Below are 26,362 nucleotides of genomic sequence, written 5' to 3' on the forward strand. Positions count from 1 at the left end.
CGCGATGTGCAGCGTATCGGCCGCTTTCTTTCGCGCACGGGCGGTCGCCTTCCCCGTGGGGAAGCCCACTTATTCTTTGGCTCGCACGACCTATCTATCTGGGGTCTGTGAAGGAGGACCGGTGTGGTGGCCTAGCTCGCTCCGGGAGGAATGTGCGATGAGTGTGGGTGTACGACTTGTCCTCGGTTTGTCCTACCGGTCGTGGGGGAACGTGATAGGCTGGAGAAAAATGTTCACACTGTGAGAAAGGAATTCCATACCGTGAAACTGGCTGTTATTGGTGGAGATGGAATTGGCCCTGAAGTCACCGCTGAGGCCATCAAGGTCCTCAAGGCTGTCCGCGATGACATTGAGACCACCGAATATGACCTCGGCGCCCGTCGCTACCTGAAAAACGGCGAGTTGCTTACCGACGCGGACCTGGCGTCCTTGCGCGAGCACGATGCCATCCTGCTCGGCGCTATCGGTGCCCCAGGTTCCGTCCCGCCGGGTGTGCTGGAACGCGGCCTGCTGCTGAAGATGCGTTTTGCTCTCGATCATCATGTCAACCTGCGCCCCTCCAAGCTGTATCCGACCTCGAAGTCTCCGCTGGCGAACCCCGGCGAGATCGACTTCGTTGTCGTGCGCGAGGGTACCGAGGGTCTGTACTGCGGCGTCGGTGGCGCGCTGCGCGAGGGAACCGAGCATGAGGTCGCCTCTGAGACCTCTCAAAACACCCGCTACGGTGTGGAGCGCGTGGTGCGTGACGCCTTCGAGCGTGCAATGACCCGCCGCAAGCACGTCACCCTCGTACACAAGACCAACGTGTTGGTCTACGCCGGTGGCCTGTGGCAGCGTACCGTCGATGAGGTTGCCAAGGAATACCCTGAGGTCACCGTTGATTACAACCACATCGACGCCGCCACCATCTACATGGTGACCGACCCTTCCCGATATGACGTCATCGTCACCGACAACCTGTTCGGCGACATCCTCACCGACCTGGCGGGAGCTATCACCGGCGGTATCGGCTTGGCCGCCTCCGGCAACATTGACGCCACCCGCACCAACCCCTCCATGTTTGAGCCGGTTCACGGCTCCGCACCGGATATCGCCGGCAAGGGGATCGCGGATCCCACCGCTGCCATTCTCTCGGCGGCAATGATGCTGCGCCACCTCGGCGACGAGGAAAACGCTGCCCGCATCGAGGCCGCCGTTGCCGATGACGTAGCCACCCGCGGCACCAACCCGATCGCGACCGTCGAGGTTGGCGATCGCATCGCCGCAGCTCTGAGCGCCTAACCGGCACGAGCTTCGCTACCCAAACACTCCACCACGATCTTCACGTTTACTATGCGGAAAAGACGCGGTGGGGTGTTTTTTAAGTTGTGTGGCTCCGCTTTGGTGCTCGCGGGCGGAGGGGCTATGCATCACTAAAACCCCAAAGTGAAACCGACAACAAAAGAATGGCGCAAGGTTTCGTCTGTGAGGCGTGGTCAGGAAAAGCAAGTACAGCGCGTGTGGCTCCATGCAACCGGGTACGGGATTGCATCACGCGACGGGGAGGACACCTTGTGTGAAGGCGAAGCTGTCAGTGTCGGAAAGCGAAAGCGTGAACCATGCTTGCGAGCCAGCCCCGCGGTGTAGGCCCCCGCTTGTCAGTAATAAGCCAGGGGCTCGGGGGGCTTGCCCGACGCGATTGCGGCACTTAGCTCCCGTCGCCCTCGAGTGTGGTACCCGGCCTATTGTTCCCACGGGTGCGATACCGTGCCCATCGTTTTCCCACTGGTCGGACGCTAGGGTGGGCCAGCGCTACACAAGGATGCCGTGGGGGAGCGCCAAGGGGGTGAGTTGGGTGATAAAACCATTCTTATGTGACAAAAAGCATGCCCCGATTGGGGTTGATTGCTAGGCTTCGCTTATGTCCGTCGAGCTTGAAGAAGTCCAGGGTTTCCTTTCCCAACACGCGCCGTTTTCAACGCTGCCCGTAGAAGATCTCGCAGCGTTGCCAGCTACCATGACCATGCGTTATGTGCGCCGCGGGGAAATCATCCTCGACGTGGGGCAGCCCAACGATTTCTGCTTCATGATCCGCAGTGGCGCTGTCGATGTCAGCGACGAAAATGACGTGCTCCTAGACCGCCGCGAGGCAGGGCGCTGTTGTGGATACTCCACCATCATGGGGGACAACTCTTCCCGTTATCGCATGCAAGCGGTCGAAGACAGCCTCCTCATGCTTATCCCGCGCGAACCCTTCCTCGCCCTGTGTGACAAGCACCCCGACCTCGCCCGCTTCTTTTCCTCGCAATCCAAACGCATGCGCGCCGCCGCTGAGGCCCTGCGCACCGAATCCTCCGATATCTTGCGCATGAAGCTCGTCGACTTCATGATCACCGCTCCCGTGACCGTGCCAGCCGATTCCACCATCCAAGATGCGGCAGCGTTTATGCAGAAAAACAACGTATCGTCGCTGCTTATCATGGATGAGTCGAGTCCACGCAAGGTCAAAGGAATCGTTACCGACCGGGATCTGCGCGCCAAAGTCGTTGCCATCGCCCGTGATGTCAGCGAACCCATCCATGCGATCATGACTGCTGACCCGCGCACCTTGCCCTCGGACGCGCAGGCATTCGAGGCGATGATGCTCATGACCGAGCTGGGGATTCACCACCTGCCCGTCGTCGACGCCGAGGAACTGGTGGGAATCGTATCTACCCCCGACATCATGCGCCTGCTGCGCAACGATCCCATCTATGTCACCGCAGACCTAGGACGGGCGACCACGAACGAAGAGATGGCCAAGACCTATGCTTCCGTCAGCGATGTCGCCGCCCGCTTCATCGATCGCGGCGCCTCGGCCGAGGACGTGGCGGCCTTAGTTACCGTCTCGGCTGATTCTATGGCCCGGCGCCTTTTGACGCTCGGCGAACAAAAGCTGGGACCGGCACCTGTGGAATACGCCTTTGTGGTGCTTGGATCCCAGGGGCGCAGGGAAATGGGTCTGGCCTCCGACCAGGACAACGCACTCGTGCTGTCTAATGATTATGACGAAGCCGCCCACGGCGCCTACTTTGCTGAGTTGTCCGAGTTCGTCTGCCGCGGGCTTGATGTCGCGGGCCAAGTACTGTGCCCGGGGGAAATGATGGCCATGAACCCCCAGTGGCGGATGACCCAAGATCAGTGGTTGTCCACCTTTCGTACCTGGGTGCAAGCACCCGAACCGGATGCCTTGCTGCACGCCCAGACCTTTTTCGACATGCGCGGGATCCATGGCGCGACGCATTTGGCCAGCGCCATGCACGTCGCGGCGATCGACTCCGCCAAGGATGCCGGGCGGATGCATGCCCATCTTGCCACGCTCGCTGCGCGCCGGGAGCCACCGTTGGGCTTTTTCCGGGGATTCGTGCTCGACCGTTCGGGTGAATATGCCAACACCCTCGACATCAAGAAGGGCGGCACCGCCGCGATCGTGCAGATGGCCAGGCTGTACGCGCTCAGCTCGGGGATTACCGCGGTGGGTACCCGACAGCGGCTCATCGAAGCCCCGGCCGGTGGCAAGGTCTCCGCGAAAGGCGCCCAAGATCTGCTCGATGCCTTCGACTTCCTAAACTCGGTTGCGCTTCGGCAGCAGGCAGTGGCTATCCATAAGAAGGAAAAGCCCACGTACCACATCGATCCCAATGCTTTGGGCAAGCTCGACCGGGAGCATCTTCGGGATGCCTTCCAGATCATCAAGAGCATGCAAAACGCCTTGGCCACCAAATACCCAATCAGGAATATCTAATGTTCAAGGCATTATTTGGTGGCGGTGGCAAGAAAGGCCACGGGGCTTTGGCGCACTTTCAGAAGGTGGCCCAACCCACCAAAAACACCGCCCTTGCGGAACTTCCGCTTCTGGCCGTTGACATGGAAACCACAGGGCTCAAGGCGGATAGGGACCGGATCCTTTCCATCGGTTGGGTGCCGGTCAATGGTGTCGAAATCGACCTGTCTGGCGCGGGCTATGTGGTGGTGCGCCACGAGGGTGTTGAGGTAGGTGACTCCGCCACGATTCACCGACTCACCGACGATGAGGTCTCTTTGGGCATCCCGGAAAAAGAGGCCATCACTATAGTCCTTGAGGCCTTAGCGGGACGGGTCCTTCTCGCACACTTTGCCGCCTTAGAGAATAACTTCCTCGACGCGGCGTGCCGCCGGCATTTCGGGGGCGGGTTCAAGGCACCGGTTGTAGATACCTTTTCCATCGAGCGGCGCCACATGGAACGCATGGGCACCTACCCGCGCGGCGAGGACCTGCGCTTAGCGCGGGTGCGCACGCGTTATGGATTGCCAAGGTACGGCAATCACAATGCGCTAAGCGATGCGCTCGCGTGCGCTGAGCTGTATTTGGCGCAGCGCGCCCATACGAAAGGCGACACCCTTAAAGCATTTCAATGAAAGCGACCTGCACGCGGCGGGAGTGAGCACTCGTGAGGGCACGAAACGCGCAAAAAGGGGTACCCTTCATCATTTTTGTTAATGAATCGCAGGTTTTTTGTGAAGAGTTATCTCGAGATTTTTCGGGCATAGTAGTATGGCCGTTATGCGTTTTGGACGAATTGCTACCCCTGAGGGAATGTGCTTCTGCACCGTGGATGGTGCTGAGGGGGAGGAGATCTGCCGCGAGATCTCTGGAACCCCATTTACCACGCCGGAATACACCGGCCGCGAGTGGAAGCTTGCCGATGTGCGCGTTCTTGCGCCGATGCTGCCCAGCAAGATTGTGGCCATCGGGCGCAACTACGCTGACCACGTCAAGGAGGTGTTCCAAAAGTCCGCTGAGCACCTTCCGCCGACGCTGTTTTTGAAGCCGCCGACGGCGGTGGTGGGCCCAGGCGCTGCCATCAAGATCCCGGAGTTTGCAACCAAGGTGGAATTCGAGGGCGAGCTGGCGCTCGTCATCGGCCAGGCTTGCAAGAATGTCAAGGCTGAGAACTGGAAAGATGTCGTTCTTGGCTTCACCATCATCAACGATGTCTCTTCACGCGACCTGCAGTTTGCCGATGGCCAGTGGGCGCGCGCCAAGGGCATTGACACCTTCGCACCGCTGGGCCCATGGATCGTCACCGACCTTGACTCCATTGACACCACCAACCTGCCGATCAAGGCTCACCTGACCCACGATGGCGTTACTGAGACCAAGCAGGACTCCAACTCGAACCAGATGATCATGAACCTCGGTGAGATCATCGAGTTCATCACCGCCTCCATGACCCTGCTGCCAGGCGATGTCATCTGCACGGGCTCCCCGGCGGGAACAGCCGCGATGTTCCCTGGTGACTTCATTGAAATTGAAATCCCAGGCGTGGGCAAGCTCGGTAACCCGGTCGAGCGCGCTTAGTCAGTAGCCCAGTTCTTTATGCTCTCGGTTTCCTTTTGGGGAACCGGGAGCTTCTTTTTTGAGCAGTTTCGGGGGTCTTTGCGCCGGCGGGATCTCCTCGCTGCGGGTGAGGGGAAACCTCCGGTGAGGTGGGTCTTTTCGCTATTTCCGCAAACTGAAACATACCCCCTAGGGTATAAAGGTGTTAGCCGGACTGGAAAACAGGTAGCTTAGGGGGCTATGACATTCGAACATGAACCACAGCGTCATGACGGCCACCACGACCTCCACCGCGATGACCACCACGCCGGCGCCCACCATCAGGGCGCGCACGGCATGGCCGCCATGCGTCCCGAAGACGAGGTCTACACCGAGGGTGAGACCCGCTGGTCAGGGGAACCCAATGGGGCTCTCATTGATCTCATTTCCGAGTTTGACCTCGCCGATAATCCGGGTCGCGTCGTGGATTTTGGCTGCGGTGAGGGCGCGGATGTGATCTGGCTTTCCCAGCAGGGCTTCGATGCGATCGGCGTGGATTCCTCGGCGATTGCCATCGCGCACGCACGCGCGGTTGCCGCAGAAAAAGGGGCTTCGGCCACGTTTATTGAGGGGGCGGCACCGGAGGCATTACCCGAACACACCGATGTATTGATTGGCATGTACGCGCCGGTGCATTCCGACGAGGCCAAGCTGGCGCGGTTGTTGGGTACCGTTGCTTCCGGCGGGTACCTCATCGTGGTCCACCATTACTTGACCGATGACTTCTTTGCGGACGTTACCTGGCGTGATGATTACCTCTTCCCGCACGAGTTGGCGCAGCGGCTCGATCCGGACGGGTGGGACATCCTCGTCGATGAGGTGCGTGCGCGTCGGGTGGTTCCGGGGGTCTCTGCCCACCACACCGCCGATGAGATTGTGGTTGCGCGCAAGAAGAACTAAGGCCATGCAGGATGAAGTTCTGGGAGACTTCCCCGAAGTGTCGTGCCGTTTTCACTGATGGTGCTAGTCGATGCTGATCCCCAGGGCGCGGGCGATGGTACGCAACTTCGCGGTGGTCTCGGTGACCTCCTCATCGGCGTCGGATTCGGCGACGATGCCGCCGCCGGCCCATGCCCGGGCCCGGAGCCCATCGCCGGAGACCTCCGCACAGCGAATGGCCACCATGTATTCGCCATCACCACTGTTATCGCACCAGCCCACCGCGCCGGCGTAGAAGCGGCGATCGGATTCGGCGAAGGAGATCAGTTCTTCGGCCGCGTCCGTCGGCGTCCCGCAGATCGCCGGGGTGGGGTGGACGATGGTGGCAAGCTCGAGGGCGGTGAGCGTGGGACCCTTCAAGGTGGCGCTGATCGGGGTGGCGAGATGCCACATCTCGTTGGTGTGCATGAGGATCGGATTGGCTGGGATATCCACGCTGCTGCACAGCGGCTGCAGAAGTCGGCGCAGGTGGTCTACCACGTAGGCGTGCTCGGCATGGTCTTTCGCGCTCTCGGCGAGGTGGCGACGCTGGTATTCGTCCGCTGCCTTATCTTTCTTCCGTGGGGCGGATCCTGCCAGCGGGAATGCGGTGACGGTGGATCCTTGCTTCTTGATGAGCACCTCGGGTGAGGATCCCACGAGCATCGCGCCGTGGAAATCCTCGCCGGCGGGGGTGAGGTCGGCGATGAATCCATCGCGGGCATAGGAAAGATCGATCAGCCGGGCGGCCAGGAGACGGGGATCGACCGGCTCCTCGAAAGCCACGTCCACCGCGCGGGCCAGGACGACCTTTTTGAGCATGGTCTCCTTGATGGTGGAGATCGCGGAGGCCACTCGCAGCCGGTGCTCCTCAAGGGAAGGGTCGAGCCCTACAAGGCGCGCGCGAAGCCGGGCCCCTTCGCCTTGCCGATAGTAAGAGTGTGGCTCGAGCGGGCCGTCCTCGCGGATCACTGAGCGCGGGACCGTCAGTGCCGCCTTGTGATCGCGACGAAACGGCAGCGCCCCTACGACAAGATCCGCGGTTCCATCAGATAACGCCTTGATGGCGTCGTCGGCATTGTCAAAGGTTTCCACCGCTCCTTGCGTACGTATGGATCCGTGCGCTCGTGAAAGCAAGAAATCTGGTGCGGTTGCTGGGCGATGGGCAGACATGGTGAATTAGTTTAGCCCCAAGTGCACGCCAGCCTATAAAGTCGGGAAACTAGGCGCGGGGAGAAGCTCTCGGACACCACGGTCGTGGCAAACGAGGCCGATGGCACCCACCGGCGGCAGCGAGTGTGCCCGCACCTTTGAAAAACTCACCAAGGAATTTCTTTCCTGCCTAAGCCTGACCAAAAGGGCTTCGAACGGCGTCCTGCCAGAAGAAAATGAAGCCTGCCAGAAGATAATCCCCCAGAAGATAATCCCTCTGCTTCAGGCGCATACGACCGCGCATTCTTGGTGCAACAAGTCCTTAAATAAGCCACTCAGGCGAGCGTACACCAGTTTTTCCCGGCAAACGCGAAAGAGTGAAGAAGTGATGAAGTATCGGCAACCTATCTAAGTGGACTGGTGAAATGCCGAGTCGATAGTAATAGGCCTTGAGTCATCCAGGATGCGAGGTGTAGCCAGGGACTGGGCAACCTGCTGGCTGAAGTCCCTTGAGGGTGGGGCGTGGTTTACCATGGAGGGCATGTCTGAAGTACGCGTTCGATTCTGTCCTTCGCCCACCGGCACCCCGCATGTCGGCATGGTGCGCACCGCCTTGTTTAACTGGGCTCAGGCCCGCCACACCGGCGGCAAGCTGGTTTTCCGCATCGAGGATACCGATGCCGCCCGTGACTCCGAGGAGTCCTACCAGGCGATCATTGACTCCCTGCAGTGGCTGGGCATGGACTGGGACGAAGGTGTGGTCAAGGGCGGGCCGCACGAGCCGTACCGCCAGTCCCAGCGCATGGACATCTACGCGGACGTCCTGGAAAAGCTCAAGGACGCGGGCTTCGTCTACCCGGCATACTCCACTGCGGAGGAGGTCGAGGAACGGCACAAGGCCAAGGGCGAGGACCCGAAGCTGGGCTATGACAACTACGACCGCGACCTGACGCCTGAGCAGATCGCCGCCTTCGAGGCCGAGGGCCGCCAGCCGGTCTGGCGCCTGCGTATGCCGGACAAGGACTGGAAGTGGAACGACCTCGTCCGTGGTGAGATCGAGTTCAAGTCTTCTACCCAGCCGGACTATGTGGTGGCCCGCTCCAATGGCGCCCCGTTGTACACCCTGGTCAACCCGGTCGATGACGCGCTCATGGGCATCACCCACGTCCTGCGCGGCGAGGACCTGCTGCCTTCCACCCCGCGTCAGCTGGCGCTGTACGAGGCCCTGATCGCCATCGGCGTAGCCAAGCAGACCCCGGAGTTTGGCCACCTGCCCTTCGTAATGGGTGAGGGCAACAAGAAGCTGTCCAAGCGCGACCCGCAGTCGAACCTGTTCAACCACCGCGACAACGGCATTATCCCAGAAGGCATGCTCAACTACCTCGCACTTCTGGGCTGGTCGCTGTCGTCGGACAAGGACATCTTCACCGTCGACGAGCTCGTGGCAAACTTCGACGTCAAGGACGTGTTGGCCAACCCGGCCCGCTTCGACCAGAAGAAGCTGGAGGCCATCAACGCCGACCACATCCGTCTGCTCGAGCTGGGAGACTTCACCGCGCGCCTGCGCGCCTACTTGACCGAGTACTTCGACTTCCCGGCGGATTATCCGGAGAATAAGTTCGCCTTGGCCGCCGAGCTGGTTCAGACCCGCATCAAGACCCTGTCCGAGGCCTGGGGACTGCTCAGCTTCCTCGTGACCAAGGACGAGGATCTGGTCCTCGATGAGAAGTCCGCGAAGAAGAACCTGAAGGAAGCGGCCGTGGCCCCGCTGGAGGCGGGCATTGCTGCCCTGGAGGCCGTCCAGGAGTGGACCACCGAGAAGATTGAGGCCGCGCTGCAGAAGGCGCTCATCGAGGACCTTGAGCTCAAGCCGCGTGTTGCCTACGGTGCGCTGCGCGTGGGCATCTCCGGCCAGGCCGTCTCCCCGCCACTGTTTGAGTCCATGGAGTTGCTGGGCAAGGAGTCCACGCTTGCGCGCCTGAAGACTGCGCGTGCGGTCACCCCTTACGTAGCCGCCGAATAGGGTCACGGCAAAAGCGCGTGCCGACGCCCTCCGTCGCCGGCACGTGGCCTGTCTTTTGCCGTGCCATGTCCCAGGAAACAAGGCCCGATACCACCTGGTGAGCGAAGTTCTCGCCCCGGTATCGGGCCTGTGGGCTTTTTAATAGGGGGAGGTGATACCAGGACATCTAATGAAAATAGTTATCACGTACGGCATGGCTTACACACCTATACCTGTCACTGTCTTGTCCGGCTTCCTCGGAAGCGGCAAGACCACCTTGCTTAACCACCTGCTCAACAACCGTGCCGGCCGCAAGCTCGCCGTCATCGTCAATGATTTCTCCGAGGTCAACATCGATGCCGCCCTCATCGAGGGGGAGGGTGAACTCGTACGCGGCGAGGATCGCTTCGTCGAGCTGTCCAATGGCTGCATCTGCTGCACCCTGCGCGAGGACCTTGTGGATTCGGTCAAAAAGCTTGCCGAGTCGGGAAAGTATGACCAGATCGTCATTGAATCCACTGGCATCTCCGAACCCATGCCCGTGGCCGCGACCTTTGAGTGGGAATTCGAGGATGGCTTCCGCCTGCGTGATATCGCGCCGATCGATACCATGGTCACCCTCGTCGACGCCTCCACCTTCCTTAACTACATGCGAACCTCCCGCACGCTTGCCGACGCCTCCTTGCGGGCAACCAACGAGGACGAGCGTACCGTGGCCGACCTGCTTGTCGACCAAGTGGAATTTGCTGACCTCATCCTGGTGACCAAGACCGACCTTGCCGGTGGGGACCTCAGCGACCAGGTCACCCGCATGATCTCCGCGATGAACCCACGCGCCCGCATCGTCCCGGTCCTTCATGGTGACATAGCCCCGGCGCTCGTCCTCGACGCACACCTCTACGACCTTGCAACCGCAGCCACCTACAACGGCTATGTCGAAGAGCTTGCCAACCCACACACCCCGGAGACCGACGAATATGGCATCTCCTCCGTCGTGTTCCGTGCCGACCGTCCCTTCGATAAGCAACGCCTGCTTGAGGTCCTGCGCGCCACCACGGGGCTCGTGCGCTCCAAGGGGTACTGCTGGCTAGGAAGCGACCTCACCATCGCTCACGCCTGGCAGCAGGCTGGTCCTAATCTGCAAATCATCCCCGCCAACTGCTGGGCCAGACTGGATATCACCCCGGGCAGTGAGATCGTCCTCATTGGTATCGGCTTCGATGCACCGGCCCTGCTGGCTGGGCTCGAACAGGCCCTGCTTTCCGACGACGAGGCTACCGCAGCACTCGCTACCGTGCGGGCACGCGCGCAGGTCTAAACCCCGGCGTAGGTAGAGCTTCCAAAACTTACAACATTGAAACTTTAGAAATAGGGCGCTGACCTGCCAATTTGTGTTGTATGGGATGTCATGGTTATATTAATCCCCGTTGCACAGCGAGCTTCCGAAAAGGGAAGCAAGCAGAACGACGATGGCCTATGGTGTAATTGGCAACACTACGGTTTCTGGTACCGTCATTCTAGGTTCGAGTCCTGGTAGGCCAGCAGCGGATGCTTTAAATCCGCAGTCCTTATGCCCCGTTCGTCTAGCGGCCTAGGACGTCGGCCTCTCACGCCGGTAACACGGGTTCAAATCCCGTACGGGGTACAAATAAAAACCTCCGCGAATTGCTTCGGTTGTTCGCGGAGGTTTTTGCGTATCGGTGCTTCGCATAGAGGAGGTAGGGGCGAGGCGATTGGGTTATGGTGTCACCTTCGCGAATTGATTGTCTCTGAAGGAATTCACGCATTGCCCTCTTGTGTGGCTGTTCGGGTCTGATCGTCGGGCATTTCACTGCAGTCAATTGCAGCGGTGGTCATTTCTTCGGGAAGGCAACGAAAGCCACAGCCCCCTCCGAAGCGATGATGATTTTCTTAGGATAGCCTACCCCCGTTGTTGATAAAAAAGTCCATCATCTGCATGTTTATGTTTCCGACGGGTGTAGTAATTGTGAAGAATCTGTGAAAATTTGTCAAAAGCTAGCGAAATGTGATTCGTTCTCCTATGCTCAAAGGCAACGACAACAAAATAGTTCCTATCCGGAAGGAACTACTCCTGATCAGGGTCGTTACCGTCCACGCTAGTCGAGCAGAAAAGGAGGTTGTGTGGCAGCAAGTGAACTATCGGAACATCACCTACATCGCACGGCCACTTTGAAGGCAGCCGGGCAGACCATAATCCGGAGTTCCAACCGCTATGAATGCGTGAACTCGGAGCTACCCTTCGAAGACCTTGCGGATGTTCCACGGAAGCAATTGAAGTAGCACTTGGGAACCGACACCCAACCTTTGAACAGGAAAGCGGACGCAGGGGCGAGATGCCACCTGACGATACTTCCGAGTAGACGTCGAGAGTTTCAAGAAAACTTCGATTGCCCCGTGGTGGGTATCATCGCAAACCATCGAGGCCCCTTCGGCGAATGCTGTGGGGGTCACACCTATGCCCGCGTCCTTGCCAATCGGTTAAGAATGGTACTGGGCTGCTAAAGGGGTGGCGGGCATTGAGCCGGCTAGGCCGTTTGATGAGGTGGCTCTCTTCTTCTTTCCGAGGACTAAGCCGCCTTCCGCTGGGTAGGGAAAACCCTTAACTCTCGTATGTACAAAATTGCAGGCATGTGGAAAGTGCTACCGGGGAGTCTAGAGGACTGTGCCGGTATCAAAGCGGTAATGATTGTGTTCAAGATATTGCATATTTCGCCAGGCGGGATCCGGCTCGCATGAGACGCTAGCTACGACTGTGTGTGGCCTTTTTTCGACCGAGCATTCGTCAAAGGTAAACGACTTCAAAAATTGCTTTGAGTTGACGCTATTTCGGGCTTTGACCAGTGGATTTGTGAATTTCTATTGCCCTCGTTTACTATTCATCAAGACCGCTTCGGAAGCGCAAAGCTCAAAGAAACGAACTTGAGAGGAAAGTATTTACTTTCAACTCGCATGCCCCGTTCGTCTAGCGGCCTAGGACGTCGGCCTCTCACGCCGGTAACACGGGTTCAAATCCCGTACGGGGTACCATTGTGTTCTTACACATACGAGTTAGTGATTTAACAGAGGTAGCCAGGTCTTCGGACCTGGCTTTTTCTGTTTCTGGGGTTAAATCCACCTCTGTGACCAGGTTCTCGGCTTAAGTAGCATAATGTGTGTCCGGTCGGCGTGTCGTCGGCCGGACACTTTTGCGTTTATCTGATGGGGCTTAAGTAGCAAAATGTGTGTCCGGTCGGCGTGTCGTCGGTCGGACACTTGTGCGTTTATCTGATGGTGCCCTTTTGTATGCCGATGTTGTGTTGGTAGTCGGTTGGGATAGCGTTGTCGTAGAGAGCTGGTCGGCCTGTTTCCTGGTTTGCTTGGTTCTCGTTTGGTTGGGTCAAGACTGTGACTTTGGCGAGTGCGTCTTGGCCGAAGCGTTGCTGCCTGGCGATTTCTAGTGGATCGTCAGGCAGTTGCGTTTTTGAGTGCAGCCACCATTCGATCATTCTTCGTTGGCGTTCCCCGCCCCTGCCTCGGTGTATGCGCGCCAGGAGTTTTAGCTGCGCGTTAATACCGCCTTCGAGGCTGTTGGTCGTGGCTTTCCATGTTGTGGGCTGTAGTGCGGTTTTTGGGGGTTGGAGGAAAGTAAAGAGCCATTTCTTGCGGTGTAAGTGCATGAGTGAGTTGTAGGCTTTGCGCACGCGGATGTGGGTGTATTCCCATGCTGTGCCGCTTGGGTTTCGTTCCTTGGGCAGGATGGTCTTTTCGTTGAGGAAGTGAAGTGTCCCAGGTTTTGTTCCGCTTGAGTAGATGGGAAAATCTGGAACATGCCGAGAAAATTTGACCAGGATGCAAAGGACCGTGTGGGCCGTCTCGTGGAAGACCGCATCTTGGCGGAAAATATGTCGATGCAGGCCGCGTGCCAGGCAGTAGCTCCAAAGCTGGGGGTTTCATGGCACACAGCTCGTCAATGGACCCAGCAGGCCCGCCGTGCAGGAAACACCCCAGAACCTGTACCTGAAGATTTGGCCGCCGAAAACGCGAGGCTACGCCGTGAAAATCAAGAGCTCCGCGACACTAATGAGCTACTGAAAGCCGCGTCAGCTTTTTTCGCGTCGGAACTCGACCCCAAACGTCGGAAATGATCCGGTTCATCGATGAAAACCGGAATCGTTTCTCTGTCGAGTTCATCTGTAAGACGTTGAAAAATAACCGGGCTGGCGGGTTAAGTGCTCGTCGACTTCGTGACGGCGTGCTGGTTGAACGCATTAGTGCTGTTCATAGAGATAATTATGGTGTCCACGGTGTGCGGAAAATGTGGCATGCTCTTCGCCGTGAAGGAATCGATATCGGGCGTGAACATTATAACGGACGAGGCCTCTGAACGCATTAGCCACAATATTTTTTATACGGCTATCACTAGAACGAAACGTAATCTTAAAATATTTTGGTCTCCGGAAGTTCAAAGATCAGTACTAGAGGAATTTTCGAGTAACAGGTCTAAAAAAGACGCTGGAATCCTCTCTGCACGATATCCTTAATTAAGAAAATAAGTAATGCTTGATCAGCTGAATTAGGTATTTTCCGAAAGTTAACGGTTAATCGAAGGTCTGGAATAAAGAACTGGACTAGATTCTGATCGGCTCTCTTAGGTCCTTCAAGACTAACGATCTAAAACTACCTAGAGGTGGCGTTGTGGCTAAACCCAAAACAGAGCAAGATGTGAAGAAAGCAATGGGTATCGACTCATTCCGGAATCTCTCCAAAGACGGAGTGATGCAGTTCGTCAATCTAATGAACGATCTGACTCCTGAAGTTCGTTTGGCTATCATCGAGCAGTTTCCGAATTTTAAGGAACTCGCTCTTGATGTGGTAGACGTCTATGAAGAGGCGCAGCAAGAAGTCGCGGGAGCTGTCAGAGACAGCACTCAAGAGGTTCATAATGCGTGGGCTGACGTCCGCAGGATTCTGGAAAAAGAGCTCGATAGCAATATTGCCTTGACCAAAGAAGAACGTTTGACATACCTTCAGATGATTGTTGATACTGCTGAAAAACAGGGACTTATTCATGCCAATGATCAAAATTTCTGGGATGATTATCTTCTTAAGGCTGGTCAAATTGTCTTAGGCGGCATGGCACTAGGATTAGTTGCGGTTGCGGGTATAGCGCTTAAAACAAAAAATTAAAACCTAAGATTAGCGTAGGAATTATAAATCTTTAGCTAGGGGCTCCCTCTGAACTTCAGATCAGGAGAACACCTACCGAAAAGTGCTATGGCGTGGAATTCAAGTAGGTCTTGACGTATTTCTCCTTACTCTTTAGTGAATTAGTGACAGTTATATGAAAACTGTTTAATAAGAAATCTAGGAACGGAAGCAGCGGTGACCAATAAGCGATATGGGTTGACCGAGCTTCAGATTGAGGTCTTGGAGTGGATTAAGGCTGGGCAGCCTGCTGACACGTTCGCTGATGATGATCTGCGATACCGAGGGCATGCTCGCCGTCTGGAGCGATTAGGTCTGGTTGAGATCTCGGGTAGCGGAGATACATGGAAAGTAAAGATCACTAGCTCGGGGGAGCAGTGGCCCAATATTCCTGAGTTTGGCAAACCTGAACCGCGCAAACCAGGTAGAGCGACACGGCGGCCCGGCTCACCCAGTGCGAAGGGCTGCAGTGTGCCACCTGATCGTGACTCTCCTGCCCCTCCTGCCGATGCGGCGGTTCGCCACTCACGCCGAGTGCGTAATGCAGCCCAGAGGCGTAGCAACAAGCCGGTAAAGGTCAAACAGGTTCAAACCAAGGAGACATTTATGCGTTACCGAGTTCAGGTCACAAGAGTCCAAGTAGCGGAGCGCTGGGTCAGGGCTGCAGATGAAGAGGATGCAGCTAGAAAAGTCCAGGAGGAGTTCAACAAACCGTATGGGTACTACGGTTCTTGGAAGACCACTACTTCAGAGGTTGAAGTAATTGAGGCCGAGCAGACCACCGTGATCAAGCCAAGCAGTCTGGCGGATAATGGTCCCCTGTTGTTAAGCCTCAAACAAGCCGGTGAGGCCTTGGGGCTGTCGTATTCGATGGTTTATGAACTGGTCAACCAGGGAGAACTCGAGCATGTTCAGGTGTCTTCGAGAAAGTATGTTTCGCGTGAGACTTTGAAGGAGTTTATTAAAGAAAATACGCACCGGGGATACCACTACCGACGGTAGATAGCAGTGGCGCTGATCTATCCCTAGAATGGTCAGAGACTAAAGCCTGGGCGGGAGAATGCTAGTAGTTGAGGAGAATAGGAAAAACCAGCGACGGGATCTTCGAAAACTAGCTAAGTGTCTAGAGCGCGAATGTGCTTTGATGGCGCTGATCCCTCAAGCGGTGCGATGCGAGCTTGAGCCTAGTTTACTTTGTATATATATTGCTTATGTCTTATATTGGGGGCATAGATAATATTTATAAATTGATAGAGAAAACTAAATAGATAAATGAATAGAACAATATTCGATACAAGCGAAAAAATCCAAGGGGCTGGGGCTAAAATCGGTCGCCGGAGCGGTTTTACGATAGTAGAGTTGCTGATTGTCATTGTAGTAATAGGTATTTTGGCTGCTATCTCCATAGTTGCGTATAACGGAATACAGAACAGGGCAAATGATACGGCCGTCAAGAACGACTTAGCCAATATGGCTAAGAAAATTCATCTAGCATCAGCGGATACAGGAGTGTTTCTTAAGGGTGGCGGAACTGCTGGAGTAGGAGACAGCACTTCACTCCCGGGTTTTACTTTTTCGCCCTCAAAAAGTAGTTATTATACTGGAGAAAGTAATTTATTCTATTCCACCGGAAATAATAGCTCCGGCAAGAACGAGTTTGCTATTATGGCTCGAAGTAAGTCTGGTGAAACCTATCGTTACACTTCAAGTTCCAGAACCAACAGCCTAGGGAAGATGGCAATGACCTGGTCTGCAGTATGTTCAGGGATAACCAACTACACCTACTCTTATGCGTACTATAAAATTGGAAATAGGTCGTGGGACTGGGCTAATAATTAATATGACAGCTCATCCTCCGAACTCTAAAAATGCGTATGTGTAATGTCCGCTAGGTTCTGCTGAAGCTTCTTTAGTGATCAATTAGTGTCAATCACGCCCGACGCCTACCTATTTATCTATTCAGTCTTACACTGCAGATCTATAGTGGTAGGGGACTGACCCCCGTTTGGTGGACACCTTGAAACCAGCATGATGCTGGGAAAGGTAATCTGCCACCATGCCACGCAAGACCTACACAGAGGAATTCAAGCGCGACGCCGTCACGCTCTACGAGAACTCCCCGGGCACCTCGATTCAGACCATTGCCACTGATCTCGGGATTAACCGCGCTACCCTGCATAATTGGTTGAAGAAGTACGGGACAGGCGCCCGCGCTAAGAGCAGTACCGCAGTTTCGTCCTCGTCGGCCTCGATAACAGAAGCCGAGCGGATCAGACAGCTGGAACGGGAAGTCAGCCGCTTACGCGAAGAGCGCGATATCCTGCGGAAAGCAGCAAAATATTTCGCGGAAGAGACGAGCTGGTGATCCGCTTCCAGTTCGTTGACGACGCCCAGAAAAACCACTCGGTTAAGCGGTTATGTGACGTGTTGAAACTCAACAGGTCCTCGTATTACAAATGGAAAAGCACCGCTCCCACACGTAAGAAACGCCTGCTCAACGACGCTATTCTTGGCGCCCGGGTCAAGACTGTCTTCACCGCCGAAGGTGGCTGTTATGGTGTCAAGCGGATTACCGCTGAACTCAAAGACCAGGCCGATCAGGCCCCCGTAAACCACAAGCGGGTTGCTCGGGTGATGCGTTCGTTGAAGCTGTTCGGATACACCAAGAAGCGCAAGGTCACCACCACTGTGTGCGATCAGAAGAAACCAGTGTTCCCTGATCTGGTGGGTCGTAAATTCACCGCTGAGAAGCCAAACCAGCTCTACGTTGGGGATATTACGTACCTGCCGATCGCGGACGGGTCGAATATGTACCTGGCCACGGTCATTGACTGTTATTCCCGCAGGTTGGTGGGTTTTCTATCCCAGATCACATGCGCACCTCCCTGGTCCAAGACGCGCTACTCATGGCCAAGGGCCAGCGTGGAGACTTGAAGGGGGCGATCTTTCATTCGGATCACGGGAGCGTGTATGCCTCTTATGCATTCCAGGGCGCCTGTAAAGACCTGGGGATCAGGCAGTCGATGGGATCAATTGGAACCAGTGCGGATAATGCTTTGGCCGAGTCCTTCAATGCGGCCCTGAAGCGGGAAGTCCTCCAGGATGCCAAGACCTTTGAGAATCAATTGCGCTGCCGGAGGGACGTTTTCCGCTGGTGTACCCGTTACAGCACGGTGCGCCGGCATTCCTGGTGTAATTATCTTGCTCCTGCGGTGTTTGAGGAGCGCGGTCCTGCTATCCTGAAATCTGATTCTTGATTAAATCCTTCGTGCCCACTTTCCGGGGGTCGGGCCCTAGTTATCCCTTTCCAGGCATCCCCCGCCCGCTTGACAACACCTCGTATATGTTGCGTGATGTCTGGCGTACCAATACAACCTCCGAGAATTACTTTGGTAGTTCACGGAGGTTTTTCGTGCGCATACATGAGTTGGGGCCGAACTGTCGAGCTGTGGCGCTTGCCCGGGTTAAGGTAGGTCTCCGTCTGGAAATGGAAGTCATTAAAGCTGCTATTTGTCGTGACACGGTGCGTCATTGCGACGAACGTTTTCTAAGGGCCTTCGGCAGCTTCGAGACTTCGCCTTGGGCGTATTCGCTGCCACGGTCTTTCCAACTCTGGGCTGCCTTTTGTCCACCCCTGCGCCCCCTCATTGCCAGAGCCTTGCGCTCGCGCTACTAACGCTTCCAGTGTTACCAGAGGAACAAAGACGAACCAGTCCTCCGATTGCGGGACAGTACATGGCCGCGCATCGTGGCAGGTTCGACGCGGTAGAGCCGCGGACGGTGTTGCCGTTTTTGTCCTTGTGCCACGCCCATTAAACAAGTTCCTCAAGCAAGAATCCCAGATCAACTGTCTTGGTATGACGACACTCAGTGCTATAGTTCTCGCCGCTCTTAGCGGCAGCAATATGATGATTTCTGCATTGAAGCTGAGGTAGAATTTTAATCTTCATCTAAGTAAGCTACTCAACTCCAATGGCCCCAGCGCCCAATCTACTTAGTAGACACTCCTACGCGCGTTCTACCCAAGAAAAATCGTCATTATAGTGTCTTTGCTTCGCCGGCCCTCCACAGACTGGCAGGAAAGTCGATTTCTACTCATACGCTGAAGACAAACGCGTCTACCACTATGTACCGAAAATCAGTGGATTTAAGGCCCTGTGGATGGAACAAGCAATGCCGGAAGGGAAACGGCGGTATCCGCACACGTCCAACGTTAAAAAGACTTTCCCCAGACACACTTTTTGCCACTTGACCCCGAGCTAGTGGGCAACATGTTTGCCTACACATTGCATTTTGCTTGCTTGCCGACGCCAGTCGGTTTGCTGCCTTAAGGCGAGATCTGTGGTGTCCGTATTCAAGATCAAAAACTTATGGATGTGTCCACCACCTCCGAATGGGGTGGGGTGGCATCGATATTCTTGCTGTTCATAGGTATCTTTTAGTGGAATGCAGGCCGGTGTGGAACGGGGTGCTCGCATTGCCGGTTGCCAAGGACAGAAAAGAAATCATAGATGTCCTAAGACGAAAGGCAGTGATCCCCATGAGCAAGAAACTTGAATTCGGACTCGATACCTTCGGTGATATCCCTACTCGTGTGGATGGCACCAAGGTTAGTTATGCGGAGGCGATCCGGCAGGTAGTGAAGGAGGCTCAGCTTGCCGACACGCTGGGCATTGACGTCATCGCCGTCGGTGAGCATCACCGTGATGACTTTGCTATCTCCTCCCCAGAGACGGTCCTTGCGGCCATCGCCAGTATGACCGACAACATCAAGTTGGGAACGGGCGTAACGGTGCTGAGCTCCGACGACCCGGTGCGCGTATTCGAGCGCTTCGCCACCGTCGACGCCGTGTCCAACGGTAGGGCATCGGTGATGCTGGGTCGCGGATCTTTTACCGAGTCTTTCCCGTTGTTCGGTTATGACCTGCGCGATTATGACGTGCTCTTTGAAGAGAAGGTGGGGCTATTTGCCGAACTACTCAAGGAGAAGCCGGTATCGTGGTCCGGCACGACCCGCGCCAGCTTGCAGGAGGCCGACGTCTTCCCCAAGACCGAGGGCGGGCGGCTCGATACCTGGGTCGGTGTTGGCGGGTCGCCCGAGTCTGTAGTGCGCACCGCCCGCTATGGCTTCAACCTCATGTTGGCCATCATCGGTGGCAGTGCGCGCCGTTTCGCCCCATACGTGGACTTGTATAAGCGCGCAGCGCAGCAACTGGGTACAACGGCCGGGCTGGTCGGAGTGCACTCACCGGGGTTTATCGCCGATACCGACCAAGAGGCACGAGAGCGCCTGTTCGCCCCCTTCAAGCGCAACCGCGACCGCATCGGCGCCGAGCGTGGGTGGGGCGAGTTCACCAGGGAGAAGTTCGACTTTGAAATCGAACACGGCGCCCTCTATGTCGGCTCCCCAGAGACCGTGGCCCGCAAGATTGCCAAGACGGCGACGCTGCTCGAGATCGACCGCTTCGACCTCATCTACGGGCACGGCGAGCAGTCGACGGCCGATCGCGAACATTCCATCGAGCTTTACGGCAGCCAGGTCATCCCGCGGGTGCGCGAGCTCATCGCCGAACAGAAGACCACCCCAAGCGAGGTGCTTGCCTAATGCGCATCGGAATTCTTGGGGCAGGAAAGCTTGGCGTGGTGCTCGCCCAGCTCGCCGTGGCCGCAGGACATGAGGTACGGATTGCCGGATCGGGCGACCCCGGCAAGATTGAGCTGACCGTCTCAGTGTTAGCCCCAGGCGCAACAGCTGGTGCGACAGCCGAGGTGATTGCGGCTTCGGAGGTAGTCATCCTGGCTCTTCCCTTGGGCAAGTTCCACACTCTGCCAGCGAAGCTGCTGGGTGACAGGCTGGTCGTGGATGCGATGAACTACTGGCGGGAGGTCGACGGGCGCAGCCTCGACCCGAAGGAGCTCGTGCCCAGCTCCAGCGAGTTTGTCCGCGAGAAACTGGGCGCGCGCCACCTAGTCAAGGCCTTCAACCACATGGGCTACCACGACCTTGCCGATTACGCGCAGCCTGCGGGCGCTCCAGGGCGTCTGGCGATGGCTTTGGCAGGCGACGATGCGGAGGATGTAGCTGTTGTTGCTCAGCTTGTCGATGCCTTCGGCTTTGGCCCGCTTCCACTGGAGTCCCTACACGCAGGAATTGCGCTCGAGCCCGGCCAGCCCGGGTTCGGGGCTGCAGCCCCCAGGGGCAAGCTAGGTGAGATCATCAGCTCCGAGGGGACACGGCGCGAACCGTAGGCGTCGGAAAGCGAGAAAAGCTAGTACATATACACCGTCGCATTATTACCACCCGTACACGTGATCAGGTTGTTGGCGTCGTTGCTGCAGCTCATCGTGTAGGACTGGCCGGTGACGGGGCTGGTGGCCGTCACGGTGCGCGGGAGAAGAGACCTGGTCAGCGCGTGCGATACCTCCCGGGCGAAGTCGCAGCTGGTGTTCGCACCGGCGGTGATGACGTTGAGTCCATAGCCGTCACCATAGGTGCATAGCGTGGTGGGAGTCCCGTTGGTAGTGAAGGTGCCGCCGATCTCGTGGTGGACAAGCATTTCCTCGTACATGCGCTGCTGGAACTCGGTAACCGTGACGGCGCCGGGCGATTGATCATTAGTCACCGCCGGGGCCACAGCATCGGTAGACGCCGGCGGGGCAAGGCTCGACGGCTGCTCAGGGTCAGTCGCAGGGCTCGTCGAACCTTCGGTGGCGCTGTGGGCGAGGGTTGCGCTGCTGGCAGTGGCAAAATTGGCCGTGGCGGAGCTGACCGTGGCGGAGCTGGGCGCGGTGCCGACGGAGGACGGGAAGCTCGAACGATGGGGACCTGCCTTTGCCGGTCTTGCGCCAGGTGTGGCCTTAGACGAAATCGAGCTTATAATATTCAGCTTTGGTCCAGCCCAATACCTTTTCAAACAGATAGTTAAACGCGATGGACAACGCCAGCGGAGCTAGGACGAAGATGATGAGGATCAAGGTGATGTTGCCGGCGGTCCAGCCCCAGCCCTCGTAGTTCAATGCGGCCAGCGGTCCCACCAAACCGGAGATGCCGAAACCGGCGGAGATCGGTGTGCCTGAGATCCCGAAGGCCCCGCCGATACCGCCGAGGACCGCCGCGGTGGAAAGGATCGGCAGGAAAGTCACCGGGCGGGAGAACATGTTCGCCATCTGGACCTTGGGCGAGCCTAAGACGTGAAGGATGGAGGTGGCAAAGCCGTTGACCCGCCATCCGGCGACTAGTAGGCCGAAGCCGGCGGCGACCACACCCAGGTTGGCCGTGCCTGCTGAGATGCCCTCCATGAAGATCGCCGTTGCCAAGCCGACGGTGGACACCGGCGAGACGATCATGAACGCAAAGAGCATCGCCAGCACGATTCCCATGACGATGGGCTGCAGGTTGGTTGCGCCGTTGACCAGTTCGCCTATCCAGATGGTAAACGCCTTGACCACGGGGTAGGTGACAACCCAGCCAATGCCGCCGGCGATCAACGTGACCAGTGTGGACAACAGCAAAATGGTGTAGTTTTTCAGCTTATCGCCGATGAGGAGAATCAGTCCGACAGCCAATGCTGCGGTGATGCCCGTATTGATCACCAGTCCAGTTCCTTGTAGGTGGAAACCACCTTCGGCCATGGGCTGGGCGACGCCCGAGCCGCACACCGCTGCGATGCCCACCGCGGCCGTCTGAATCGGGGTGAGCTTGAACTGCATGGCCACGAGAACGCCGATCATCACTGGCAGCAGCGACGATGCCAGCCCGGTGAGCTGCAAGATGGTAGCAGCCCCCGACCAGTGTGGGGCGATGGCCTTCGCCAGTTCGCCAAGCAGCGCATGGGGCACAAGCGATACCACGACGGCGATGGAGATGCCGTTGAGGACCTTCATGGTAAATGCGCCCGCGCCCATGCGCTCGTGGGGTCCTTCAGGCACCTTGATGGTGGAGCCGGGTTTTTCAGCTGTTGTCGATTCAGTCACGCATTCAACTTTAGAGATAACCTATTGTTTTATTGAAATTGCAGTACACTTTTCGTTTCCGCCTACCGCCGGCTCCTTTTTGCTTGCCGACGCTTACCTGGTGACGTGAGGAAAGGAGACCTGTAAACGTCGGCACGCATGTGTGATCCCTTGCACCTGGTAGTACCTAAACGGCCCTGCTTCGAGCTAGATGAACACGATCTGTGCACCCTCGGAAAGCTCGATGAAATCGGTGGCCGAGATAACTCCGTCGAGCTCGGGAATAAAGTTTGCCTCCTTGATCTTCATCATTTCCACGGTGAGCTTGCAGCCCCATAGCTTGCCTCCCATGTCATGGATCTGGGTCAGCATCTCACGCACGGGTGGGATCTCGAGCTCGGCCATCTGCTTTTTCATCATCTTCGTGGCAAAGCCGGTGACACCGGGAATCTGCGCCATTGCCTGCGGGAAGGAGGCCGAGCCTAATCCTCCGCGCAAGCGCTCGAGCTCGGGCATGTGCATGGCGGTGTTGCCCGCAAAGGTGAACTTGAGGTTGTCATTGGTGCGAAGGTCGACCATGTCGAGACCCCAGAAAGTAAAGAAGATATCAACGTCAATTCCCTCGCCCAGTGCGGCATTGGCCATGATCAGCGCAGGATAGGCCATATCTAGGTTTCCTTTTGAGCAAATGAAGGCCATTTTCCGCGGACCAGCATAGCCGCCAGTACCCGATGAGCCGGAGGTCTCGTGTGGGGTTGAGGCCGTGAGGTTATCGCCAAAGTCGGGGATGATGTTGCCGTGGGCGTCGATGGGCATAATGTGCCTCTTTCTCCTTGCTTGATAAACGGGTGGTGCCGTGAATTGAGCTGTGCTGCTAGACGCAGGCGACAGGTTTGGTCGCCCCTGCGATGTAGGCGAGCTTCTTGGCTGGCTTGCCGGGGAACAGTTCGAAGATGCGCGGGATGTCGAAGCCGCCTACCTTGTTCATGCGGCGCAGCGTCGGCGCGGCATTGAGCTCGAGGAAATCCTTTCGGACGAAGCGAATGAGCTTCCAGTGCTCGTCGGAAAGCTCATTGATGCCGGCGATGCGGGCAAGCTCGACGGCAAGTTCTTCGTCCCATTCGCTGGGGACGGTGAGAAAACCCTCGTCGTTGACGGTAATGGGGCGGCCAAGGAAAGTATTGGTGGGCATGAGTGCTCCTGATGTCTACTATTGCTGGTCTGTCTTGTCTGGGTGGCTTATCTGACTAGTTTTCGTGACCGTTTTTCGGGCCTAGCGGGTGGCATCAGTTTTTATGTTCTTGCCCGCGGTGGACATATGCGCGCTCACGGGTAGGGGGAGGCCTCGGATGAGCAGGTTCCAATAGACATGTTCAAATGCGAGCTTGGACAGGTGGTTGAGTTTGGACGGCGCCAGGAGCTTGAGCGGGCCCACCTTGGCAAGCGGAAACGTGCCAGTCACCGGTTCTTGCTCGTAGTTGAAATCCAACAGCATGGCCTCACCGCGGCCGGATTCGATGAAACAGTTGGCGTGGCCATCGAAGGATTCCGGTAGATCCCTGCCTGCGATATCGGCGAGGAGGTTCGGAACGAGCGTGTCGGCCTGGAAGTGAACCACCGACCCTGCCTTGGAAGTGGGCACGTCTGTTGCATCACCGATACCCCAGATGTCAGGAGAGGCAAGCGATTGCAAGGTGTGCGGGTTGACCGGGAGGAATCCGGCATCATTGCAGAGGTGGGAATCGGCGATGACTGTCGCCCCACGGTTGGGGGGAACGGTAACCAAAAGGTCGAAATCAACCACCCGGCCGTCGAAGGATGTCAGTTGCCGTCCTGGGCCATCAACCTCGGCGACGTGGAAGTCGGTGACCACCTTAATGCCGCGGGTGGCGAGGAAGGTGCCGAGCTCTTTTGATGCCACGGGTTTTGTAAACGCACCATCTAATGGGGTGACGAAGGTGATGTCTACGTCGAAGCCGCGGCCACGCTTGCGCATGTAGTCCTGAGCTAGCAGTGCAAATTCCATGGGTGCGACTGGGCATTTGATCGGCATCTCGGAGATATGAACCACGAGGTTGCCCTTCTCGAGCTTCTTGAGAGCAGGCTTGAGCCTCGATGCGCCCTCGAGCGAGTAAAACTCGTGGACTGAGTCTGTGTTGGCCAATGCTTCAGCCATTCCAGCAACTTCCTCGGGGGCGGAGTGCGTACCGGTGGCGACGATGAGCTTGTCAAAGCCGATCACCTGTCCGGATGCGAGTGTGATCGTATTGGAATCCTTGTCGATCGCGGTGGCTTCATCGATGAGGAATTTGACGCCTGGAAGGTAGCGGTCCCGCGGCTTGACTACCTGCTTGGGGCGGTATGTGCCGAACGGGATAAAGAGGTAGCCGGGCTGGTAGTGGTGGGCATTGTTTCGGTCGATGACCGTGATCGACCAGTCGCTTGGTAGGGCCTTGCGAAGCTTGTTCGCAAGCAATGTGCCACCGGTACCTGCGCCGAGAATGATGAGGCTAGACATTGGTGTGCCTTAACGGATAGAACGTAAGTGAACATCCTCCACTATACCCAGTGGGGTATGGCAATGGTGTGTGGTCTCTGGCTCAAGGAACGGGGAACGCGTGGATATCTTATTTGTAGCTCATATTTTCTAAATGTGCGCTGGAAATATGGCGGCACTTTTCATCTATACAGCGTTATAGGGTAAGTCAAGCCTTCTTTGTCAATGTCAATTGACAGACATTCAGAACGTGTATTCGAATGATCCATTACGCTCGTGTTGAGCGGCGAAACCGCCGTGGAAATGGCCACTGTGGCTGTTGTAATGCACGCGCCCGAGGGCCACTACAGATGCCTATGTGATCTCCATTGATTTTGACCAAGAAGCCTGGGGAATGTCGCAAGGTTTCGCGGGGTCACTCGTCGGTGGCAATGAAGTGGCCAGGTAGGGCCTGTGCGTCATTGGAAAACGATAAACATGCTGGAAGGAGAATTGAAAATGGCAAGGCGGATCGACGATGTCAAGGCCAAGGTAAAAAAGCTGCTGGAGCTAGCTGCCGACCAAGAAGGAAAGCCGGAGGCGGATCGTGCCATGGAAAAAGCCTTTGACCTCATGGCGCGATACGGAGTAGATGAAAGAGATCTCACCGCTCCCAATGCTGATGATGAAGTGATCAACCGACGATTTGACATTAAGGGGCCGTATGGCCGCGTGCAGGCGACCTTGTTGGCAACCATCGCCCGGGCGCTGCATTGTGAGGCAATTCGCCACGTGTGCAAGCGCCCGACCGTAATTTGGGTGATGGTATTTGGGCTCAGGCGTCATGTCGAGCGGGTGGAGATGTTGTACTCGCTTTTGAATCCGCGCATGGCGATATTGGCGCAAAAGGTGAGCAGTGATCCCGTGTATGGTTCGTCGCAGCAAACGGCGAGGTTGCGGCGCTCGTTTATGAACGGATTCATCGCAGAGATGGGACGCAGGCTCACAGTCGCTGAAGAAGCGGTGACTGGCGCCGATGAACGCTTTGCGGTTGCGGTGATCAATGATGAGGATCGGGCCAAGATTGCAAGGAACGAATTCTATGGCTGTGGGGACTCGGGCTTTTCTTCGGTGAAATCCACAGCTCGGTTTGATCCAGATGCCTATGGCATGGGTGCCTTGGCAGCCCGAAGCCAAGATATTGGTCACGATCGCCTGCCTCAGCGCCCGGCCTTAAGCGGCTAGGGGAGGGGATGGCTGGATTTCTATGCTGCAGGGC

At 56.8% G+C, this 26,362-nt stretch carries 20 protein-coding genes, 3 tRNA genes and 3 pseudogenes; 19 read left to right on the forward strand and 7 right to left on the reverse strand.

The window, feature by feature from the left end; translation table 11 throughout:
* Positions 1 to 261: 261 nt before the first annotated feature.
* The 5 genes from PAB09_RS06070 to PAB09_RS06090 all read left to right on the forward strand — a co-directional run bounded on the left by PAB09_RS06070 (position 262) and on the right by PAB09_RS06090 (position 6,277).
* Complete coding sequence (locus tag PAB09_RS06070; protein ID WP_271035122.1) at positions 262 to 1,281, forward strand: 3-isopropylmalate dehydrogenase; 1,020 nt, start codon at positions 262 to 264, stop codon at positions 1,279 to 1,281.
* 619 nt (positions 1,282 to 1,900) lie between these two features.
* On the forward strand, positions 1,901 to 3,763 hold the full coding sequence (locus tag PAB09_RS06075) for a putative nucleotidyltransferase substrate binding domain-containing protein (RefSeq protein ID WP_271035123.1): 1,863 nt from the start codon (positions 1,901 to 1,903) through the stop codon (positions 3,761 to 3,763).
* Positions 3,763 to 4,416, forward strand: coding sequence for an exonuclease domain-containing protein (locus PAB09_RS06080; RefSeq protein WP_271035124.1), 654 nt, complete (start codon positions 3,763 to 3,765; stop codon positions 4,414 to 4,416). Before PAB09_RS06075 ends, PAB09_RS06080 begins: the two co-directional genes overlap by 1 nt.
* Positions 4,417 to 4,561: 145 nt before the next feature.
* Positions 4,562 to 5,359 carry a fumarylacetoacetate hydrolase family protein gene (locus PAB09_RS06085; protein ID WP_271035125.1) on the forward strand — a complete coding sequence of 266 codons (798 nt, stop codon included), beginning with the start codon at positions 4,562 to 4,564 and terminating at the stop codon, positions 5,357 to 5,359.
* Between the two features lie 219 nt (positions 5,360 to 5,578).
* A complete protein-coding gene (locus PAB09_RS06090) occupies positions 5,579 to 6,277 on the forward strand; it encodes a class I SAM-dependent methyltransferase (RefSeq protein WP_271035126.1) in 699 nt (232 codons plus the stop codon).
* A 63-nt stretch (positions 6,278 to 6,340) separates the two neighbouring features.
* Here PAB09_RS06090 and PAB09_RS06095 read toward each other — a convergent pair whose 3' ends face one another.
* Positions 6,341 to 7,468: an isochorismate synthase gene (locus tag PAB09_RS06095; RefSeq protein ID WP_271035127.1), complete on the reverse strand. Its 1,128-nt coding sequence runs from the start codon at positions 7,466 to 7,468 to the stop codon at positions 6,341 to 6,343.
* A gap of 511 nt (positions 7,469 to 7,979) precedes the next feature.
* Here PAB09_RS06095 and gltX point away from each other — a divergent pair.
* From gltX to PAB09_RS06120, 5 genes are all read left to right on the forward strand, one after another.
* Complete coding sequence (gene gltX / locus PAB09_RS06100; protein WP_271035128.1) at positions 7,980 to 9,470, forward strand: glutamate--tRNA ligase; 1,491 nt, start codon at positions 7,980 to 7,982, stop codon at positions 9,468 to 9,470.
* A 193-nt stretch (positions 9,471 to 9,663) separates the two neighbouring features.
* Positions 9,664 to 10,767: a GTP-binding protein gene (locus PAB09_RS06105; RefSeq protein WP_271035129.1), complete on the forward strand. Its 1,104-nt coding sequence runs from the start codon at positions 9,664 to 9,666 to the stop codon at positions 10,765 to 10,767.
* 152 nt (positions 10,768 to 10,919) lie between these two features.
* Positions 10,920 to 10,991 (forward strand) — tRNA-Gln (locus PAB09_RS06110).
* 30 nt (positions 10,992 to 11,021) lie between these two features.
* A tRNA-Glu gene (locus tag PAB09_RS06115) sits at positions 11,022 to 11,094 on the forward strand.
* Between the two features lie 1,327 nt (positions 11,095 to 12,421).
* Positions 12,422 to 12,497: transfer RNA gene (locus PAB09_RS06120), tRNA-Glu, on the forward strand.
* A gap of 233 nt (positions 12,498 to 12,730) precedes the next feature.
* Here the strand turns inward: PAB09_RS06120 and PAB09_RS06125 are convergent.
* Positions 12,731 to 13,225, reverse strand: a pseudogene (locus tag PAB09_RS06125) (IS1249 family transposase); the annotation flags it as partial.
* Positions 13,226 to 13,251: 26 nt separating this feature from the next.
* Between PAB09_RS06125 and PAB09_RS06130 the strand changes: the two are divergent.
* From PAB09_RS06130 to PAB09_RS06160, 8 genes and pseudogenes are all read left to right on the forward strand, one after another.
* A pseudogene (locus PAB09_RS06130) lies at positions 13,252 to 13,594 on the forward strand (transposase).
* Positions 13,591 to 13,833 (forward strand): IS3 family transposase, encoded by a 243-nt coding sequence (locus PAB09_RS13345; RefSeq protein ID WP_442873721.1) that lies wholly within the window; start codon positions 13,591 to 13,593, stop codon positions 13,831 to 13,833. Before PAB09_RS06130 ends, PAB09_RS13345 begins: the two are co-directional and overlap by 4 nt.
* Before the next feature lie 311 nt (positions 13,834 to 14,144).
* Positions 14,145 to 14,636: a hypothetical protein gene (locus tag PAB09_RS06135; RefSeq protein ID WP_271035131.1), complete on the forward strand. Its 492-nt coding sequence runs from the start codon at positions 14,145 to 14,147 to the stop codon at positions 14,634 to 14,636.
* 195 nt (positions 14,637 to 14,831) lie between these two features.
* Complete coding sequence (locus tag PAB09_RS06140) at positions 14,832 to 15,656, forward strand: helix-turn-helix domain-containing protein (protein ID WP_271035132.1); 825 nt, start codon at positions 14,832 to 14,834, stop codon at positions 15,654 to 15,656.
* A gap of 270 nt (positions 15,657 to 15,926) precedes the next feature.
* Entirely contained in the window at positions 15,927 to 16,493 is a 567-nt protein-coding gene (locus PAB09_RS06145) for a type IV pilin protein (RefSeq protein WP_271035133.1), read from the forward strand.
* A 217-nt stretch (positions 16,494 to 16,710) separates the two neighbouring features.
* A pseudogene (locus PAB09_RS06150) lies at positions 16,711 to 17,911 on the forward strand (IS3 family transposase).
* Between the two features lie 1,283 nt (positions 17,912 to 19,194).
* Complete coding sequence (locus PAB09_RS06155) at positions 19,195 to 20,259, forward strand: LLM class flavin-dependent oxidoreductase (RefSeq protein ID WP_271035134.1); 1,065 nt, start codon at positions 19,195 to 19,197, stop codon at positions 20,257 to 20,259.
* Positions 20,259 to 20,903: an NADPH-dependent F420 reductase gene (locus PAB09_RS06160; protein ID WP_271035135.1), complete on the forward strand. Its 645-nt coding sequence runs from the start codon at positions 20,259 to 20,261 to the stop codon at positions 20,901 to 20,903. The genes PAB09_RS06155 and PAB09_RS06160 overlap by 1 nt, the downstream gene beginning before the upstream one ends.
* A 20-nt stretch (positions 20,904 to 20,923) precedes the next feature.
* Here PAB09_RS06160 and PAB09_RS06165 read toward each other — a convergent pair whose 3' ends face one another.
* The 5 genes from PAB09_RS06165 to sqr form a co-directional block, all read right to left on the reverse strand.
* A complete protein-coding gene (locus PAB09_RS06165; protein ID WP_271035136.1) occupies positions 20,924 to 21,277 on the reverse strand; it encodes a hypothetical protein in 354 nt (117 codons plus the stop codon).
* A gap of 235 nt (positions 21,278 to 21,512) precedes the next feature.
* Complete coding sequence (locus tag PAB09_RS06170) at positions 21,513 to 22,559, reverse strand: PTS transporter subunit IIC (RefSeq protein ID WP_271035291.1); 1,047 nt, start codon at positions 22,557 to 22,559, stop codon at positions 21,513 to 21,515.
* A gap of 255 nt (positions 22,560 to 22,814) precedes the next feature.
* The gene (locus PAB09_RS06175) at positions 22,815 to 23,423 is read right to left on the reverse strand and encodes a DsrE/DsrF/DrsH-like family protein (RefSeq protein WP_271035137.1); all 609 of its coding nucleotides are present in this window, start codon (positions 23,421 to 23,423) and stop codon (positions 22,815 to 22,817) included.
* Positions 23,424 to 23,481: 58 nt separating this feature from the next.
* Positions 23,482 to 23,799, reverse strand: coding sequence for a TusE/DsrC/DsvC family sulfur relay protein (locus tag PAB09_RS06180; RefSeq protein WP_271035138.1), 318 nt, complete (start codon positions 23,797 to 23,799; stop codon positions 23,482 to 23,484).
* Between the two features lie 81 nt (positions 23,800 to 23,880).
* On the reverse strand, positions 23,881 to 25,125 hold the full coding sequence (gene sqr, locus PAB09_RS06185) for a type III sulfide quinone reductase, selenoprotein subtype (RefSeq protein ID WP_271035139.1): 1,245 nt from the start codon (positions 25,123 to 25,125) through the stop codon (positions 23,881 to 23,883).
* A gap of 456 nt (positions 25,126 to 25,581) precedes the next feature.
* Here sqr and PAB09_RS06190 point away from each other — a divergent pair, with 456 nt between their 5' ends.
* Positions 25,582 to 26,328, forward strand: coding sequence for a DUF2786 domain-containing protein (locus tag PAB09_RS06190; RefSeq protein ID WP_271035140.1), 747 nt, complete (start codon positions 25,582 to 25,584; stop codon positions 26,326 to 26,328).
* Positions 26,329 to 26,362 lie beyond the last annotated feature (34 nt).

This window comes from Corynebacterium sp. SCR221107, assembly GCF_027886475.1.
GTDB lineage: Bacteria > Actinomycetota > Actinomycetes > Mycobacteriales > Mycobacteriaceae > Corynebacterium.

What these genes read in the sequence shown, in the direction of transcription:
- PAB09_RS06075 (WP_271035123.1), top strand. Translation starts at nt 1,901, where the DNA reads ATGTCCGTCGAGCTTGAAGAAGTCCAGGGTTTCCTTTCCCAACACGCG.
- PAB09_RS06080 (WP_271035124.1), top strand. Translation starts at nt 3,763, where the DNA reads ATGTTCAAGGCATTATTTGGTGGCGGTGGCAAGAAAGGCCACGGGGCT.
- PAB09_RS06085 (WP_271035125.1), top strand. Translation starts at nt 4,562, where the DNA reads ATGCGTTTTGGACGAATTGCTACCCCTGAGGGAATGTGCTTCTGCACC.
- PAB09_RS06090 (WP_271035126.1), top strand. Translation starts at nt 5,579, where the DNA reads ATGACATTCGAACATGAACCACAGCGTCATGACGGCCACCACGACCTC.
- PAB09_RS06095 (WP_271035127.1), bottom strand. Translation starts at nt 7,468, where the DNA reads ATGTCTGCCCATCGCCCAGCAACCGCACCAGATTTCTTGCTTTCACGA.
- gltX (WP_271035128.1), top strand. Translation starts at nt 7,980, where the DNA reads ATGGAGGGCATGTCTGAAGTACGCGTTCGATTCTGTCCTTCGCCCACC.
- PAB09_RS06105 (WP_271035129.1), top strand. Translation starts at nt 9,664, where the DNA reads ATGGCTTACACACCTATACCTGTCACTGTCTTGTCCGGCTTCCTCGGA.
- PAB09_RS13345 (WP_442873721.1), top strand. Translation starts at nt 13,591, where the DNA reads ATGATCCGGTTCATCGATGAAAACCGGAATCGTTTCTCTGTCGAGTTC.
- PAB09_RS06145 (WP_271035133.1), top strand. Translation starts at nt 15,927, where the DNA reads ATGAATAGAACAATATTCGATACAAGCGAAAAAATCCAAGGGGCTGGG.
- PAB09_RS06155 (WP_271035134.1), top strand. Translation starts at nt 19,195, where the DNA reads ATGAGCAAGAAACTTGAATTCGGACTCGATACCTTCGGTGATATCCCT.
- PAB09_RS06160 (WP_271035135.1), top strand. Translation starts at nt 20,259, where the DNA reads ATGCGCATCGGAATTCTTGGGGCAGGAAAGCTTGGCGTGGTGCTCGCC.
- PAB09_RS06170 (WP_271035291.1), bottom strand. Translation starts at nt 22,559, where the DNA reads ATGGGCGCGGGCGCATTTACCATGAAGGTCCTCAACGGCATCTCCATC.
- PAB09_RS06175 (WP_271035137.1), bottom strand. Translation starts at nt 23,423, where the DNA reads ATGCCCATCGACGCCCACGGCAACATCATCCCCGACTTTGGCGATAAC.
- PAB09_RS06180 (WP_271035138.1), bottom strand. Translation starts at nt 23,799, where the DNA reads ATGCCCACCAATACTTTCCTTGGCCGCCCCATTACCGTCAACGACGAG.
- sqr (WP_271035139.1), bottom strand. Translation starts at nt 25,125, where the DNA reads ATGTCTAGCCTCATCATTCTCGGCGCAGGTACCGGTGGCACATTGCTT.
- PAB09_RS06190 (WP_271035140.1), top strand. Translation starts at nt 25,582, where the DNA reads ATGCTGGAAGGAGAATTGAAAATGGCAAGGCGGATCGACGATGTCAAG.